A 16,220-nucleotide genomic window follows, 5' to 3' on the forward strand; every position below is an offset into this window, starting at 1 on the left:
CCGCGGGGGCGCCGGCCGATCAACCCAGGAGCGGCCGGGCCGCGCGCCGGGCGGACCGGCGGCGGAAGGAGCGGGTTCAGGCCGAGGGGAGCCAGGCCGCTCCGGGCGCCGCCGCGCCGATCGCCGACGTCGGGGTCGTGCGGTACTCCGAGGGCATCACGGTCAAGGACCTCGCCGAGCGGATGGGGCTCAAGGCGAAGGACATCATCAAGCGGCTCTTCCTCGAAAAGCGGATGATGCCGACGATCAACCACGCCCTCGACGAGGAAACCGCCCGCTGGGTGATCGAGGCTTTCGGCGGCACCCCGCAACTGGTCGGGATCGAAGAGGAGGCGGTGGCGGCGTCGGCCGGCGCGGAAGAGCCGGTCGACCGCCCCGAGGACCTCGTTCCGCGGCCCCCGGTGGTGACGATGATGGGCCACGTCGACCACGGGAAGACGAGCCTTCTCGACGCCATCCGCAAGTCCCGTGTCGCGGAGCGGGAGGCGGGAGGCATCACCCAGCACATCGGGGCCTACAAGGTCACGCACGAGATCGAGGGGAAGCCGCGCGAAATCGTCTTCCTCGACACGCCGGGGCACGAGGCCTTCACCCTCATGCGGGCCCGGGGCGCGCAGGTCACCGACATCGTCGTGCTCGTCGTGGCCGCGGACGACGGAGTCATGCCGCAGACGGTCGAGGCGATCAATCACGCCCAGGCGGCCGGGGTGCCGATCGTCGTCGCCGTCAACAAGATCGACAAGCCCGGGGCGAATCCGGACCGGGTGCTCCAGCAGCTCGCCGATCATGGCGTGCTGGTCGAGCAGTTCGGCGGGAAGGCGATCGCCGTGCCCGTGTCGGCGAAAACCGGGGAAGGGCTCTCCGAGCTGCTCGAGATGATCACGCTCGTGGCCGACGTGGAGGAGTACAAGGCGAATCCGAACCGGCCGGCCACGGGAACGGTTCTCGAAGCGAAGCTGGACAAGGCCCGAGGACCGGTCGCTACCATCCTGGTGCAGAACGGCACGCTCCGCGTCGGCGACGTCTTCGTCGTCGGGGCGACGATGGGCCGGGTCCGGGCGCTGGTGGACGAGTACGACAAGCGTCTCCAGGAGGCGGGGCCGTCGACCCCTGTGGTCGTGATGGGGCTCGAGGACGTCCCGGATGCGGGCGACACGCTCCAGGTCTTCCCCGACGAGCAGAAGGCGCGCCAGCTCGTCCTCTACCGCCAGCAGAAGCGGCGTGAGGAGGAGCAGGCCCGCCGCGCTCAGCTTCCGACGCTCGACAATCTGTTCGAGAAGATCAAGGGCGGCGAGGTCACGGAGCTTCCGATCGTCCTGAAGGCCGACGTCCAGGGGTCCGTGGAGGTGCTGCGGCGATCGCTGACCGACCTTTCCACCGACGAGGTGGCGGTGAAGGTGATCCACGCCGGAACGGGAGCGATCACCGAGACGGACATCCTCCTGGCGTCGGCGAGCCGGGCGCTGGTGATCGGGTTCAACGTGAGGCCGGAGCGGGGCGTCGCGGAGGTCGCCGCACGCGAAGGCGTCGACATCCGGCTGCACACGGTGATCTACAACGTGTCCGAGGAGATCAAGCAGGCGATGCTGGCGAAGCTCTCGCCGGTCGCCAAGGAGGTCTACCTCGGTCGCGCGGAGGTCCGGCAGGTCTTCCGGGTTCCGAAGGTGGGCATCGTGGCCGGCTGCTACGTGGTGGACGGCGTGGTGCGCCGCGACGCGGGGGCGAGGCTCCTCCGGGACAACGTGGTGGTGTACGAGGGCAAGATCGCCTCCCTGCGCCGCTTCAAGGACGACGCCAAGGAAGTCCGGGCGGGCTTCGAGTGCGGGATCGGCCTGGAGCGGTTCCAGGACATCAAGCCCGGCGACGAGATCGAGGCCTTCGTGATCGAAATGAAGCGGCGCGAGTCGCTCGAAGAGACCCACACGACCTGAGACGGCCGGCGGGCCGGCACCCGCGGCCGGGCCGGGGAACCGGGACCGCCCGCCCGGCGGAGGCGGACGACATGCGGGTCGGGATCCTGGTGGTCGAGATCTTTCTCCCCGGCTGCGCCTCGCTCAAGGACAAGAGGCGGGTCGTGCGCGCCGTCAAGGACCGCACGCGCCACCGGCACAACGTCGCCGCCGCCGAGGTGGACCATCAGGAGCGGCGCCAGCGGGCGACGATCGCCTTCGCTTCGGTGGCCGGGGCCGACGGGCAGCTCGATCAGCTCTTCGATCGCATCGTGGCCGAGGTGGAGGAAATCGTCCCCGGGGGGGTCCGCGTGACCGAACGGGACATCCTCGGATGAACCGCAGCGAGCCCCCGATCGGGATGATCCTCGTCGACAAGCCGGCGGGGATGACGAGCCACGACGTGGTCCAGTGGGTCCGGCGCCTTCTCGGCACCCGACGGGTCGGTCACGCCGGCACGCTCGACCCGCTCGCCACGGGCCTCCTCCCCTGCCTCGTCGGGCCGGCGACCCGGCTGGTGCGCTTCCTGCACGGCTGGGACAAGTGCTACGTCGGGGTGATCGCCCTCGGCGAGGAGACCGAGTCGGGCGACGCCGAGGGCGCCGAGGGGGTCCGCCGGGCTCGGGTTCCGCCGGCGCCGGTCCTGCGCGCGGCTGTTTCCCGGCTCACCGGAACGATCCTCCAGACGCCGCCGGCCTTCTCCGCCAAGAAGATCGGGGGGCAACCCGCCCACCGCCTGGCGCGGCGCGGCTACCGTCCGGCTCTTCCTCCCGTGCGGGTCACCGTGCACCGCCTCCGGCTTCACCCGCGGCCCGACGGGCGCCTTCTGTTCGCCGCCCGGGTTTCGAGCGGAACCTATCTCCGGGCCCTCGCCCGGGACCTCGGCCGGCTGCTGGGAACGGGAGCCCACCTCGAGCGCCTGCGCCGCACCGGTATCGGCCCGCTTCGAGTCCGGGAGGCGGTCCGGCCCGGCGCGGAGGAGGCGGCCCGGGGGCGATTGCTCCCACCGGAGGCGATCCCGCTTCCGTTTCCCACCCTCCCGCTGGGCGCCGCGGAACTGGGCCGCTTCCGGTCCGGACAGCCGGTGCCGGCCCGGGCGATTCCCGGGCGGGCGGGATGGGTGAGGGTGCTGGACCCGGAGGGCCGGCTCGTGGGTGTCGGGGAGTGGGACGGGGGCGGAGCGATCCGGCCCCGAGTGGTGATCCGTCCCTGAGCCGATTGCCGGTCGCCTCGGCGGGTGCTAGTATCCGCGCGTTCGTGTGTCCGCGGTCTTCCGCACCGTCGGTGAGCGCCGTGCCGCGGCCGGCAGCGCCCGGATCGCTGCGGGAGAAGAGCGGACGCCAGGGAGCCTGGACGTTGCCACTCGCCAAGGAGAAGAAGCAGGAGCTGCTCGCGGAGTACCGGCGGCACGAGACCGATACCGGCTCGACGCCGGCCCAGGTGGCTCTCCTCACCGAGAGGATCCGCCACCTGACCGAGCACCTGAAAACGCACAAGAAAGACCATCACTCGCGGCTCGGCCTGTTGAAGCTCGTCGGCAAGCGGCGCCGACTGCTCAACTACATGCGGCGCCGCGATCCGTCCGGCTACCGCGAGCTGATCCAGCGCCTCGGGATCCGCCGCTGACCCGGGGACCCTGGGAACGGTGGCCGTCAGCGACGGACCCGGCGCGCCGAGCAGGTCGACGGCCGCCGGGTTTTCCATGATGTCAACCGCCCGCCGAGCGCCGGACATGACGAGCCCGGTCCGGACGGCCCGGACGGATGGACTGCGTAGCGAGCTCCACGCGCCGACCCGGTGCGCGGGTCTCGCTACACAGCCCACTCGGCCGGCACGGTCCGGTCCCGGCTCTCGCGGCGGCGGGCACCAGGCGGTGCGGCCTCGCTCAGCGCCGCACCGGTTCGCCGGGACGCCGCCCGGGCGGCGGACCCGCGAGAGGAGTCAACCGTGTCGGAACAGCGCATCGAAGTCGAGGTCGGCGGTAGACCGCTGATCGTCAGTACCGGTCGTCTGGCCAAGCAGGCGGGCGGGGCCGTCACCGTCCGCCAGGGCGACACCGTCGTGCTCGTCACGGCGACCGCCTCGAAGAATCCGCGGGACGTTCCCTTCCTTCCCCTGACGGTGGACTACCGCGAGGCCATGTACGCCGCGGGCAAGGTCCCCGGAGGGTTCTTCAAGCGAGAGGGACGCCCCAACGAGAAGGAGACCCTCAGCAGCCGGCTCATCGACCGGCCCCTCCGCCCCCTGTTCCCGAAGGGCTGGAACTACGAGACCCAGATCATCGGGCTCGTCCTGTCGGCGGACAAGGAGAACAACCCGGACGTGCTCGCGCTCACGGGGGCCTCGTTCGCCCTCACCCTGTCGGACATCCCGTTCCCGACGCCGATCGGGGCGGTGCGCGTCGGGCTGATCGATGGCGAGTACGTCATCAATCCGACCCACAGCCAGCTCGAGAACAGCAAGCTGGACATCATCGTCGCGGCCTCGAGCGAGGCGATCGTCATGGTCGAAGCCGGGGCGAACGAGGCGACCGAGGAGGAGGTCATCGGAGCGCTGTACGCCGGACAGGAGGCGATCCGCCCCCTCTGCGAAGCCCAGGTCCGGTGGCGCGAGGAACTCGGCAAGCCGAAGCGGGAGTTCGAGCCGCCGCGCATTCCGGACGAGATCGCCGCCATGGTGCGGGAGAAGGCCTACGGTCCGCTGCTGGAGGCGATGCAGATCAAGGAGAAGCTCGCCTCCTACGCGCGCGTCGACGAGATCCGCGAGGAGCTGCTCGCGGACGTTCCCGAGGATCAACCGGAGACGGCCGCTCTGATCAAGGAGGCCTTCGACGAACTTCAGGACGAGATCCTGCACACCTACGTGCTGGAGAACCGCAAGCGTCTCGACGGCCGGGCGCTCGACGAAATCCGTCCGGTGAGCTGCGAGGTCGGGATCCTCCCGCGGACCCATGGCTCCGCCTTGTTCACGCGGGGCGAGACGCAGGCGCTCGCCAGCGTGACACTCGGCACCTCCCAGGACACGCAGCGAATCGACCAGATGGAGTTCGAGGGCGAGAAGCGCTTCATGCTTCACTACAACTTCCCGCCCTTCTCGGTCGGCGAGGTCCGCTTCCTCCGCGGTCCGGGCCGCCGGGAGATCGGGCACGGAGCCCTGGCCGAACGGGCCCTGCGCCCGCTGATCCCGGCCGAGGAGGACTTCCCGTACACGATCCGGGTCGTCTCCGAGATCCTGGAATCGAACGGTTCCTCGTCCATGGCCACCGTGTGCGGCGGGTCGCTGGCGCTGATGGACGCCGGCGTGCCGCTGGCCAAGCCCGTTGCGGGCATCGCCATGGGGCTCGTCATGCGGGAGGGCCGCTACGCGGTGCTCACCGACATCGCCGGAGCCGAGGATCACCACGGAGACATGGACTTCAAGGTCACCGGCACGCGCGACGGCATCACGGCGTTGCAGATGGACATCAAGATCTCCGGGATCACCCGCGAGATCATGCGGGAAGCGCTCGAGCAGGCCCGGCGGGCCCGCATGCAGATCCTGGACATCATGAACGAGGCGATCTCCGAGCCGCGGGAGGACGTGTCCAAGTACGCGCCGCGGATCCTCACGATCCACATCCCCAAGGACAAGATCCGCGACGTCATCGGCCCCGGCGGCAAGGTGATCCGCTCGATCCAGGAGCGCACGGGGACCGAGATCTCCATCGAGGACGACGGGCGGGTCGACATCGCCTCGACCGACCTGGAGGGCGCGCGCCAGGCCGCCGACATCATCCGGGAGCTCACCGCCGAGGCCGAGCTCGGCAAGGTGTACGTGGGCCGCGTCGTCCGCACCACCAACTTCGGCGCTTTCGTCGAGATCCTTCCGGGCGTCGAAGGTCTCCTGCACATCTCGGAGATCGCCGAGCACCGGGTCCGGGAAACCACCGATGAGATCGAGGAGGGGGACGAGGTCCTGGTGAAGGTCATCGACATCGACGCCCACGGGAGGGTGCGGCTGTCCCGGAAGGCGGCGATGAGGGAGCGGGCCGGCGCTTGAGTCCGGGCCGGCCCCGGCCGGCCCGCGACACGGAGCCTCGGTATGGCGCGGATGCTGGGCGAGTTGCTCGTGGCGAGCGGCCGGCTCACCGAGGATCAGCTCGCCGAGGCGCTGCGGACCCAGAGTCTGTTCGGCGGCCCTTTGGGGGCCCACCTGATGCAGCTCGGGTTCGTGGACGACACCGGCCTCGCCGAGGCGCTGGCGGAGCTCCACGGCGTGGCCCCGGTGACTCGGGCCGAGCTCGCCGAGGCGCCCCCGGACGTGCTGGCCCTGGTGCCGGCCGCGTTCGCGCGGCGGCACCGCGTCCTCCCCTTCCGGCGGGACGAGGAAGGGCTGCACGTCGCGCTCGAGAACCCGGGCGATTCGCTGGCGTTGAAGGAGGTCTCGGCCATCACCGGGCTTCCGGTCGTCCCCCACGTCGCGCCCGAAGCGGTGCTGCGGCAGGCCCTCGCCGCCCTGGAGCGGCGAGGGCGGAGCGAGGAGGACGACTCGCGGCTCGCACGCCTCGGGCAGCGACTCGCCCGGGCGGAGACGCGCGACGACGTGCTGGAGGCGGTTCTCGAGGCGACCGCTCCCGTCCTGGCGAGCGCCGGGCTGTTCCTCTTGCGGGGGTCGACGGCGCTGCTGTGGTCCGCCCGGGGGTTCGGCCGGGTGGAAACCGGCCGCTCGATTCCGCTCGACGGGGACGAACTGCTCGCCGCAGCGGTCCGGGAAGAAGGACCGGTCGAACGGACCCTGCCGGTCGGCGACCGGGGCTCACCCGTCCTGGAGGCCCTCGGCTCGCCTTCCGCGGGCCGGTTCGTGGCGCTGGCGGTCCGGCTCAACGGCCGGGCGGTGGTCCTGCTCGCCGGGACGCCGTCGGAAGCGGACCGCACGCGAGTCGACGAGGATCTCCGCCGGATCGCGAAGCTGGCCGCGCTCGCCCTGGAGAGCGTGATTCTCCGGCGCAAGATCCTGGCGGAGAGCGGCGCCGTCGGCCCCGCCCGCCGCTGACGACCGCTCAGAGCAGCTCGGCGCGGTCCCCCAGGCGGACCTCCTGCCACGATTCGATGATCTTCACGGTCGACCCGCCGCCGTTCGCGCTCAGCACGACGCCCTGAGCGACCACTTTCCGCGGCAGGGTGGGTCCCGCGTCACGCCAGAACAGGATCCTGTCGCCGGCGGTCACCCCCGCCCGGCTCCCCAGGTCGATGCCGACGAGATCGCCGGTGCCGGCGACGGTGGCCTGCGGGTCGAGCGTCACGACGACCGATCCGTTCGTGGGCCCCGGCTTCGGCGTCGCCAGCTTCGCCAAGGGAACCTTCTCGATCATCGGAACGGGGGTCTCGTGGTACGGCACGAGATGGTCGCCGACCCGGATCGCGTCGCACGCGTAGACGATCTCGGCGGTGGCCGAGTTCTCCTGGACGGCGATCACGCGGAGCTTCCCGAGACGGCGGACGTAGACCGCCGCCGGTTCGCCGGTCTGCGGATGGGGCACCGGACCTGCCGAGCGGACGACGACGAATTCGGCGCCCGGCTCGATGCCGAAATCGATGCCGGCGCTGAGGAAGAGGATGTCGCCCGGCGAATTCAGCTCGCGCTCGGGTTCGTCCGAGCCGACGATGGTGAGCGGCCCCGGATCGAAGGTCTCGACGAGCTGCGGGAGGCAGACCAGCTCCTCTTCCTCGGCGGCGGCCACCAGCACCGGTCCGGCCGGCTTTTCCGGCGGGGGCGGCGGCGCCGGCACCTCGGCCTTCTCTTCGGCGGCCGGCGGCTCGGCCTCCTTCAGCCCCTCCTCCCCCACCACGCCGGGACGCGGCGGGACGACGAGGGGATCGCCCGGGTAGATCCAGTGGGAGTAGGTGATGTAGCGGTTCGCGTCCCAGATCACCGGCCAGAGGTAGTTGTCCCCGTAGAAGCGGCCGGCGAGGTCCCAGAGAGTGTCTCCCTTCTGGATGACGTAGATCTTCTCGCCTTGCGGCGGGGTGGGCGGATCGTACGGCGTCCAGTGATCCCCGACCAGCTTGAGTCCGGTCGGAGGCGGCACGTAGCCGCGGATCCGCTCCCCGTCCGCGGACGGCTGACACAGGGCCGGCGCAGCGAGCAGCGCGGCGCCGGCGAGCACCGCCGCCGGACGGACCCAGGTCTGGCGAACCAGCTTCATCGCGAGCCTCCACACCCGACGCGCCCGACGCGGCGGCGGACCGTCGGCCTCGGAGGCGAATGTAGGGCCGGCGGCGCACGCGAGGCAATGCGGCGCCTTGCCGCCCCGCCCGAGCCCGCAAAGTCTCAATCCCCGGAGGGTTGCGGGCCGTACGCGGTCAGCGCGGCGTCCCCGTAGGTCCGGGACCACAAGGGCTCCGGGGCGGGCGGCACCTCCCCCGCCCGGTGCTCGACGACCAGCAGCCCGTCCGATCCCAAAAGGCCCGACCGGAACACCGCGGCCGCCAGACGGGGCGCCGAGGGATCGCCATACGGCGGGTCGAGGAAGACGACGGCTCCCCGGTAGCGAGCCGGCTCCGGCCCCGCGAGCCAGATCGCGGCATCCGCCCGGACCACCCTGACGGCGGGCGAGCGGGGGTCCAGGCCGAGACGCCGGAGGTTCGCCTCGATCGTGCGCAACGCGGCGCGCGCCCGCTCCACGAGAAGCACCGGCTCGGCCCCCCGCGAAAGCGCCTCGAGGCCCACCGCGCCGGTGCCCGCGCAGAGGTCGACGAAGGGGCGTGCCCGGACCCGATCGCCGAGGATGTTGAACAGCGCCTCCCGCAGCGGATCGGCGGTCGGCCTCACGCCCCGCCGCGGAGGCGGCGCCAGCCGGTGGCCCCGGAACCGTCCGCCGATGATCCTCATCCGGCCGGGCGCCTTCGGCGTCCTACCGGTCCCCGCCGCGGCGCGGCGCCGGGCGCCGCGCGGCGAGGGTCACCCGAGCCTCGAGGCTCCGGGCGAGGTCGAGGACGGCGATGACGACCTCGTACGGCGCCTGCCGGTCCCCGCGCAACAGGACGCGCCGCGGTTCGGCCCGCTCGATCGCCGCACGGATCGCCGGCTCCGCCTCGCGGAACGATCGGAAGCGCCGTCCCGAGACGGCGACCTCGCCCTCGGGCCCCAGCGTGATCTCGACCGGGCCTGCCGGTGCGGGCGCCGCCGTGCCCGCGGACGGCAGCTCGACCGGCAGACCGGTTCCCTCGCGGAAGGTCGTGGAGACGACGAAGAAGATGATCAGCAGGAAGACGACGTCGACGAGAGGCGAGAGGTCGATGCTCGGCCGCCGGGCGCGCTGCGGAAGGAATCCCTGCATCAGGAACCCGCGGCCGTCACGTCCACCGCCCGCGAGGCGGTCCGGCCCGATTCGGCGTCCTGGGCGCTCCGGAGGATCTCGTGGCAGGCGCTCTCGATCTCCCGGACGAGCCGCTCCGCCCGGCTGGCGAGAACGTTGTAGGCCACCAGACTCGGGATCGCGACGGTCAGCCCGAAGGCGGTCGTCAGCAACGCCTCGGCGATCCCGGCCGACAACTGCTGGCCCAGCCCCGGTCCCACGACCGAGATCGTCCTGAAGACCTTGATCATTCCGACCACGGTGCCCAGCAGGCCGAGGAGCGGAGAGATCGAGGCGACCGTTCCGACGACGCCCAGGCCCCGCATGAGGCGCGGCGCCTCCCACCGCCCGGCGTCGGCGATCGCCTCGCGGACGGCGTCGGCCCCGTGACGCCACCAGGCGAGCCCGGCGCCCGCGATGCGCGCGAACGGCCCGCCGTCGTGGCGGCAGACCTCGCGCGCCTCCGGGATGCGCCCCTCGGCGACGAGGCCGAGCACTTGCCGGCGCGTGGTCTCCGGGATGACGCGGGAGCGGCGCAGGGCGTAGGCCCGCTCGAGCACGACCGCCAGGGCCAGCACGGAGGCGGCCAGGATCGGCCACATGACCGGGCCGCCGCGGAGGAAGAGATCGAAGACGGGTCTCACCGCTGGCGCCCTCCGCTCCGGCTCCGGCCGCCGCGACGCCGGCCGGAGCCCGCCCGGCCGGCCGACCTCCCGCGGGCCCCGGCGCGCGGCGCCGCCGCGAAGCCGGGAAGGTATCCTCTCGGCAGAGGTTCGCCCATCAGGGCTTCGATCGCCGCGATGCGCGGCCGGTCGCGGGGGACCGCCAGGCTGATCGCCTCCCCCGTCCGCTCGGCGCGCCCGGTCCGCCCGACGCGGTGGACGTAGTCTTCGGGGGAATGCGGCAGGTCATAGTTGACGACGAGATCGATGTCCGTGATGTCGATGCCGCGCGCGGCCACATCGGTCGCCACCATCACCCGGAACTCCCCGCGCTTGAAGCAGGCCATCGCGCGCTCCCGGTTGGCTTGCGAGAGCAGGCTGGACAGGCTGACCACCTCGTGCCCGTCGCGCCGCAAGCGGGAGGCGATCTCGCTCGTCGCCTCGCGCGTGGCCGTGAACACGAGGATCTTCTCCTTGCGGCGCCCGCGCAGCAGCTCGGCCAACGCGCGAGGCTTGTCCTTCTCCTCGACCTCGTACAGCGTGTGCCTGATGCCGCCCGCGACGACCGTTTCCGGCGAAACGCGCACCGTCAGCGGCTCGTAGAGGAAGCGTTTCGTCAGCTCCTCGATAGCCGGCGGCATCGTGGCGGAGAAGAGCATCGTCTGGCGCGACAGCGGAAGGCGGCCGCAGATCGTCACGACATCGTCGATGAAGCCCATGTCGAGCATCCGGTCCGCCTCGTCGAGGACCAGCCACTTCACCCACCGCGGACGCAGCGAGGCCGACGCGAGAAAGTCGATCAACCGGCCCGGCGTTCCGACGACGACGTCCGGTCCCTCGTGCAGCTGTTGCTGCTGCTCCCCCAGGGCCGTGCCGCCGTACACCACCACCGTCCGGACCCCCAGCGGCTCGCCGAGCCGGTGGGCGACCTCGCCGACCTGTCGCGCCAGCTCCCGCGTGGGGCAGACCACCAGCGCCTGCACCCGCCCTCGGGGCTCGAGCCTTTCGAGAATCGGGACGAGGAAGGCCAGCGTCTTCCCCGTGCCCGTCTGGGCCACCCCGACGATGTCCCGGCCCTCGAGCGCCGGGGGGATGCACCGCTCCTGGATCGGCGTCGGCGTGACGAAGCCGGCGTCGGCCAGCACCTTCTTCAGCGGGTCCCTGAGGGGGAAGTCGTCGAACGTCATCGAGTTCCTGATCCGGCCGGCGCCGCCAACCGGTCGGCGATCATAGCACCCCCCCCTTCCCCCCGCCGGGAGCGGGCACGGGGTCACAACCGGCCCATCCGCTTGAGCCGGCGCAGCCAGCGCTCGATCTGGCGGATGTCGTCGGCGCGCACCCGGAACACGGCGGTCACCCCTTCCCGGTCGCGCGGGAAGTCGTCGGGAAGGGGCGGCACCACGGCTCGCCGCAGGGCGGACGTCGCGGCGTCGTCTCCCGATCGGTTGGCGGAGGGGACCAGGACCTCGATCCCGCCGATCGCCCCCTTCCGTTCGATGATGAAGTGAACCACCGTGTCGAAGGCGATCTCGCCGCCCCCGCCGGCGAGTCGCTGGTCGCGCGCGATCCTCATCAGGTGGGAATCGAGCTCGCGCAACCACGCCCGGTAGATGGCGAAGTAGAGCTTCGTGGCATAGTCCGACCAGTCGTAGTCCGGGCTGTCGAAGCGGAGGTCTCCGCCGGCGAGTCCTCCCTCGAACGGAATGTCGAGATCGGGAACCGGCGGCGGCCGCACGGGGGCCGGGGCCGACGGTCCCGGCGCGGTCGACGCGGGAGGCGCGGCCGGCTCCGGGGGCAGGCCCGTCGGGGGTGCCTCTTCCTCGCGGGGGAGCTCCTCCGGCTCCGAGCCCGCGGGCGACGGCTCGGGCTCCCGCTGGGCCGACTCCGCCGCTTCCGCGGGTGCCCTTTCCGGGGACTCCTCGCGATTCTCCGGGAGGGGTTGCGGCTCGGCGCGATCCGGAGGCCGGGCGGCCTCCGCCGGGGGCGCGGGCGCGGGGCTTTCCTCGGGCGGCTCCGGCTCCGGGGTGCTCGGCGTCTCCGGCGGGGGAGGCGCGCCGGGAATCTCGCTCGGGGGAAGCTGCGGCCGGTCCGGCTCGCCCTCGATCTCGCCTTCCGAACGGAAGCCGAGAAGGCGCCGGTCGTCCGGCTCGGGCTCCTCGGCCGGCGCGGCGAGCCGCAAGGGAACGAGGAGCTCGTCCGCCGCGGCCGGCGGGGCCGCGCCCGCCCACGGCGCCAGCAGCGCGAGCGCCGCGGCGTGCAGCAGCAGGGAGATCAGCACCGTGGCGGCGTACCGCCCGAAAGCCGATGGCTCGCGGCCTTCCGCGCCGGTCCTCACGCGCCGCTCCCCGCCACCAGATCGTGGAATTCGCGCCGCCATCGCTGAACGGGCGCCTCCCGCCACTCCGGGTGGATCCGGTTCGACAGGAGAACGGCGACCAGCGGGCGGGAGGGTTCGATCCACACTGAAGTGCCGGTGAATCCCACATGCCCGAACGAGGAGGGCCCCAGCGCTCCCGCGGGGGCGGTGCGGGCGAGGCCCGACCGGAAGCCGAACGTCCGCACGTCGCCGCCGCCCCGCGCGGCCGGCCGGCGGAAGCGCTCCACTTCGCGGTCGTCGAACAGCGGGCCCGGAACCGCCAGCGCCGACGCGAGACGGTGGACCGCCTCGGCCGTCCCGAACAGTCCGGCGTTGCCGGCCGCGCCCCCCAGGAATGCCGCGTTTCCGTCATGGACCTCGCCCCTCAACGGCACGTCGTCCCGCCCGCGGGGGCATCCTCCCGCCATCGCTTCCTCGTGGCGGCGGCCGGCCTCGGTGGGCGCCGCGCGCCGCCGGAGTCCGCCGGGCAGCGGCCCGAACCGGATCTCGGTCTCGCCCAGGTCGAGAGCAGCGGCGAGGCGCTCGCGGAAGAGCTCGGCGAGCGGCCGGCCCGTCGCCCTCTCCATGGCGATGCCCGCCAGGATCGGTCCGAGACAACTGTAAACGGGAGCCTTCCCGGGGGTTCCACCGGGAGGCAGCGCCGCCACGGCCCGGGGTACATCGTCCGCGCTCCGCGCCAGCCGGTACAAGGGCGCCCATGCCGGGAGGCCGGCGCGATGGGCCATCAGGTCGGTGTAGCTGGGCGTGCGGCCGGCATACCCCTTCATCTCGGGGAGCCACCGGTCGACCGGCTCGTCGGGATCGAGAACGCCGTCGCGCGCGAGCAGCAGAAGGAGCGGCGCGGTCACCAGAGCCTTGGTCAGGCTCGCGAGGTCGTACAGCGCGTCGGGACGGGCCGGCTCCGGCGAGGGCTCGAGCGCCAAGCTCCCCGCGGCACCCCCCCACCGCGGGGCGAACGGCTCGCCGACGGCGTAGGCCGCGCCCGGCCAGTGGCCCGCGCGGGCGTGGCGGACGATCCACCGCTCGATCTCCGGGTGCGGTTCCGGGCTCCGCGCGGGCACGCCGCCATGATCCCGCCCGCCTCCGCCCCCCGCAAGGCGCGCCGGGCGCGGTGCGGTCCTCACAGAGACGCGGTGATCGCCTCGCGGATCTCGAGCGCCAGCGCCAGCGCCGCGCGGCCGTCCTCCCCCGGGCACGGCGGGCGCTCCCCGCGAACCACGGCATCCCGGAACTGCGACAGCTCCCGGGCCAGCGGCTCCTCGCGCGGCACGGCGACCTCCTCCGTGGCGATCCGGGGCTTCGGGCCGTCCCGCACCAGCCGGTGGACCGAGAGGGTGCCCCGCCCCGTATCGCAGGCGAAGTAGGCGCCCGGTTCGAACACCCGGATCCGCCGCTGGCGCTCGTGACTGATCCGGCTCGCCGTGAGGTTGGCGGCCGCGCCTCCCTTGAACCGAAGCCGCACCGAGGCGATGTCGATCCGCTCCGTCAGCGCCGCCGCTCCCGAGGCGTCGAATCGCACCACCTCGTCTCCGTCCAGCAGCACGCGCAGCAGGTCGAGATCGTGGATCATCAGATCGAGGAGCACGTCCACGTCGAGGCTCCGGGGCGCGAAGGGTGCCAGCCGGTGGCTTTCGATGAACCGCGGCCGGCTCAATCGCTCCCGGAGCGCCGCCACCGCCGGGTGGAACCGTTCGGTGTGACCCACCATCAACGGAGCTCCGGCGCGTTCCGCCGCCTGGATCATGCGGTCGGCCGCCGCCACGTCCGCAGCGATCGGTTTCTCCACCAGCACGGCCACCCCGGCATCGAGGAGCGGCAGGACGCACTCCTCGTGGCTGGTGGTGGGCGTGGCCACCGACGCCAGGTCAACCTCGCGAGCGAGGCTCGGGACATCCGCGAAGACGCGCGCGCCATAGCGCGAAGCGACCTCCTGCGCCCGGTTCGGATCGGTGTCGACGACGCCCGCGAGGCGGACGCCGCGCAGCGAAGCGTAGAGCCGCGCGTGATGCTGGCCGAGATGGCCGACCCCGACGACCCCCGCGGCGAGCGGACCCGGCATCAGTCCGCCGCCGCCGGCCGGATCGGCACCACGCCGCGCCGCGATCCGCGCACGAAGTCGAGCAGGAGGCGCACCTCCGGTACCTCGCCGAGCTCCGCCTCCACCGCCGCCATGGACTCCGCCCGCGAGCGATCGCGGCGAAACAGCCCGAGCACCGCGCGCTCGATGCGGGCGATCGTCTCCGGCGCGAAACCCTGGCGGCGGAGGCCGATCCGGTTCACGCCGTAGCAGTGGGCCCGGTTTCCCACGGTCAGACAGAAGGGCAGCGCGTCGCGCGTCACGACCGAATAGCCGCCGATGTAGGCATAGGGCCCGACCCGGCAGAACTGGTGAACCCCGGAGTAGGCTCCGATCGTGGCGTGGTCCCCCACCTCCACGTGCCCGGCCAGCGTCGCGGCGTTCGCGAACAGGACGTGATCGCCGATCGTGCAGTCGTGCGCGATGTGGGACGCCACCATGAAGTAGCCGTCATTGCCGATCCGGGTGACACCGCCGCCTCCGCGCGTGCCGCGGTGCACCTGGCAGTTCTCCCGGAACACGTTGCGATCGCCGATGACCACCGACGTCGCCTCGCCGGCGTACTTGAGATCCTGCGGCGGGAACCCGACCGTCGTGAACGGATAGAAGACGTTGTCCGCGCCGATCGTCACCTTCCCGTCCAGAACCACGTGGGGGCCGATCCGGCAGCGCGGTCCGATCTCCACCTCCGGACCGACCACCGCGAAAGGGCCGATCGAGGCGGTCGGGTGGACCGTGGCCGCCTCGTGGACGACCGCGCGCGGATCCACGCCTTCCACCCAGGAGATCACGGCATCCCGCTCCGATCCGCGAGCGCGGACAGCAGGGTCGCCTCCGCCGCGATCTCGCCATCGACCGTCGCGCGCCCCCTCATCTTCGCCGCCCGCGGCCGCAGGTGCAGCACCTCCACTTCGAGCCGGAGCACGTCGCCCGGAACCACCGGCCGCCGGAACCGGCAGTCGTCGATTCCGGTGAACAGCACCAGCTTGTCGCCGGCGGGGAAGTCCGGGTCTCCCAGGATCAACACGCCCGCCGCCTGCGCCAGGGCTTCGATGATCAGAACGCCCGGCATCAGCGGCGTCCCGGGAAAGTGGCCGGCGAAGAACGGCTCGTTCACCGAAACGCACTTCTGGCACACGATCCGTTTCCGGTGCTCGCGCTCGAGCACGCGATCCACCAGCAGGAACGGGTAGCGGTGCGGCAGCAGTTGCTGGATCTGCCGGATGTTCAGCTCGTCACTCAATCGTCGTCCCCCTCGCCCCCATGGGCCCTTCCGGACGTCCCGCCCGATCCCGGCCGGCCGCCGTCTCCCGCTCCCCGGATCAGCCGGCCCCACAACCGCGGCAGCCGGCCCTCGATCGCGACGAGGCGGCGCCAGAGGGCGATCGGCCGGGCGGGGATTCCGGCGACCACGGCACCCTCCGGCACGTCGGAGAAGACCGCGCTCTTGGCCGCCACCGCCGCCCCGTCCCCGACCCGGAGATGATCCGCCACGCCCGACTGGCCGCCCATGCGCGCCCGGGCCCCGAGTTCGCTGCTGCCCGACAGCCCGGACTGCGCCGCGACCATCGCATCAGCGCCCACACGCGCGTTGTGCCCGATCTGGACCAGATTGTCCAGCCGGGCGCGCGGGCCGACGACCGTCTCGCCGAACGTCGCCCGGTCCACGGTCGTGTTGGCGCCGACCTCGGCCCCCTCCTCGACGACGACACCGCCGAGATGCGGCACCCGCACGGCCGCGCCGTTTTCGTCCTGAGCGTGGCCGAACCCGGGCGCCCCCAGAACGGCTCCCGCGTAGATCCGGGCACCGCTGCCGACG

17 protein-coding genes are annotated in these 16,220 nt (G+C 72.5%); 6 read left to right on the top strand and 11 right to left on the bottom strand.

Features of this window, described 5'->3' with window-relative positions:
* From D6718_08695 to D6718_08720, 6 genes are all read left to right on the top strand, one after another.
* A partial coding sequence (locus tag D6718_08695) for a translation initiation factor IF-2 (GenBank protein ID RMG44982.1) occupies positions 1 to 1,931 on the top strand: 1,931 nt, incomplete at its 5' end.
* Positions 1,932 to 2,002: 71 nt separating this feature from the next.
* Positions 2,003 to 2,287 carry a DUF503 domain-containing protein gene (locus D6718_08700; GenBank protein ID RMG44983.1) on the top strand — a complete coding sequence of 95 codons (285 nt, stop codon included), beginning with the start codon at positions 2,003 to 2,005 and terminating at the stop codon, positions 2,285 to 2,287.
* Entirely contained in the window at positions 2,284 to 3,162 is an 879-nt protein-coding gene (gene truB / locus D6718_08705) for a tRNA pseudouridine(55) synthase TruB (protein ID RMG44984.1), read from the top strand. Before D6718_08700 ends, truB begins: the two co-directional genes overlap by 4 nt.
* A gap of 143 nt (positions 3,163 to 3,305) precedes the next feature.
* A complete protein-coding gene (locus tag D6718_08710; protein ID RMG44985.1) occupies positions 3,306 to 3,575 on the top strand; it encodes a 30S ribosomal protein S15 in 270 nt (89 codons plus the stop codon).
* Positions 3,576 to 3,896: 321 nt separating this feature from the next.
* On the top strand, positions 3,897 to 5,987 hold the full coding sequence (pnp, locus tag D6718_08715) for a polyribonucleotide nucleotidyltransferase (protein RMG44986.1): 2,091 nt from the start codon (positions 3,897 to 3,899) through the stop codon (positions 5,985 to 5,987).
* Between the two features lie 42 nt (positions 5,988 to 6,029).
* Entirely contained in the window at positions 6,030 to 6,980 is a 951-nt protein-coding gene (locus D6718_08720) for a hypothetical protein (protein RMG44987.1), read from the top strand.
* A 7-nt stretch (positions 6,981 to 6,987) separates the two neighbouring features.
* Here D6718_08720 and D6718_08725 read toward each other — a convergent pair whose 3' ends face one another.
* The 11 genes from D6718_08725 to D6718_08775 all read right to left on the bottom strand — a co-directional run.
* Entirely contained in the window at positions 6,988 to 8,133 is a 1,146-nt protein-coding gene (locus D6718_08725) for a LysM peptidoglycan-binding domain-containing protein (GenBank protein ID RMG44988.1), read from the bottom strand.
* A 125-nt stretch (positions 8,134 to 8,258) separates the two neighbouring features.
* Positions 8,259 to 8,819 (bottom strand): 16S rRNA (guanine(966)-N(2))-methyltransferase RsmD, encoded by a 561-nt coding sequence (rsmD, locus tag D6718_08730; protein ID RMG44989.1) that lies wholly within the window; start codon positions 8,817 to 8,819, stop codon positions 8,259 to 8,261.
* 22 nt (positions 8,820 to 8,841) lie between these two features.
* The gene (locus D6718_08735; protein ID RMG44990.1) at positions 8,842 to 9,267 is read right to left on the bottom strand and encodes a biopolymer transporter ExbD; all 426 of its coding nucleotides are present in this window, start codon (positions 9,265 to 9,267) and stop codon (positions 8,842 to 8,844) included.
* Positions 9,267 to 9,929: a MotA/TolQ/ExbB proton channel family protein gene (locus tag D6718_08740; protein RMG44991.1), complete on the bottom strand. Its 663-nt coding sequence runs from the start codon at positions 9,927 to 9,929 to the stop codon at positions 9,267 to 9,269. The genes D6718_08735 and D6718_08740 overlap by 1 nt, the downstream gene beginning before the upstream one ends.
* The gene (locus D6718_08745) at positions 9,926 to 11,134 is read right to left on the bottom strand and encodes a DEAD/DEAH box helicase (protein RMG44992.1); all 1,209 of its coding nucleotides are present in this window, start codon (positions 11,132 to 11,134) and stop codon (positions 9,926 to 9,928) included. Before D6718_08745 ends, D6718_08740 begins: the two co-directional genes overlap by 4 nt.
* 83 nt (positions 11,135 to 11,217) lie before the next feature.
* Positions 11,218 to 12,282, bottom strand: a complete 1,065-nt coding sequence (locus tag D6718_08750; GenBank protein RMG44993.1) for a hypothetical protein — start codon at positions 12,280 to 12,282, stop codon at positions 11,218 to 11,220.
* Entirely contained in the window at positions 12,279 to 13,520 is a 1,242-nt protein-coding gene (locus D6718_08755) for a class A beta-lactamase-related serine hydrolase (GenBank protein ID RMG44994.1), read from the bottom strand. The genes D6718_08750 and D6718_08755 overlap by 4 nt, the downstream gene beginning before the upstream one ends.
* Entirely contained in the window at positions 13,445 to 14,383 is a 939-nt protein-coding gene (locus tag D6718_08760) for a gfo/Idh/MocA family oxidoreductase (GenBank protein RMG44995.1), read from the bottom strand. Before D6718_08760 ends, D6718_08755 begins: the two co-directional genes overlap by 76 nt.
* Positions 14,383 to 15,171 (bottom strand): acyl-ACP--UDP-N-acetylglucosamine O-acyltransferase, encoded by a 789-nt coding sequence (locus D6718_08765; GenBank protein ID RMG44997.1) that lies wholly within the window; start codon positions 15,169 to 15,171, stop codon positions 14,383 to 14,385. The genes D6718_08760 and D6718_08765 overlap by 1 nt, the downstream gene beginning before the upstream one ends.
* Positions 15,172 to 15,188: 17 nt before the next feature.
* Positions 15,189 to 15,632 (bottom strand): 3-hydroxyacyl-[acyl-carrier-protein] dehydratase FabZ, encoded by a 444-nt coding sequence (gene fabZ, locus D6718_08770; GenBank protein ID RMG44998.1) that lies wholly within the window; start codon positions 15,630 to 15,632, stop codon positions 15,189 to 15,191.
* Positions 15,633 to 15,640: 8 nt separating this feature from the next.
* On the bottom strand, positions 15,641 to 16,220 hold a 580-nt coding region (locus tag D6718_08775), incomplete at its 5' end, for a UDP-3-O-(3-hydroxymyristoyl)glucosamine N-acyltransferase (GenBank protein RMG44996.1).

The sequence above is a fragment of the Acidobacteriota bacterium genome (assembly GCA_003696075.1).
Classification (GTDB): domain Bacteria; phylum Acidobacteriota; class Polarisedimenticolia; order J045; family J045; genus J045.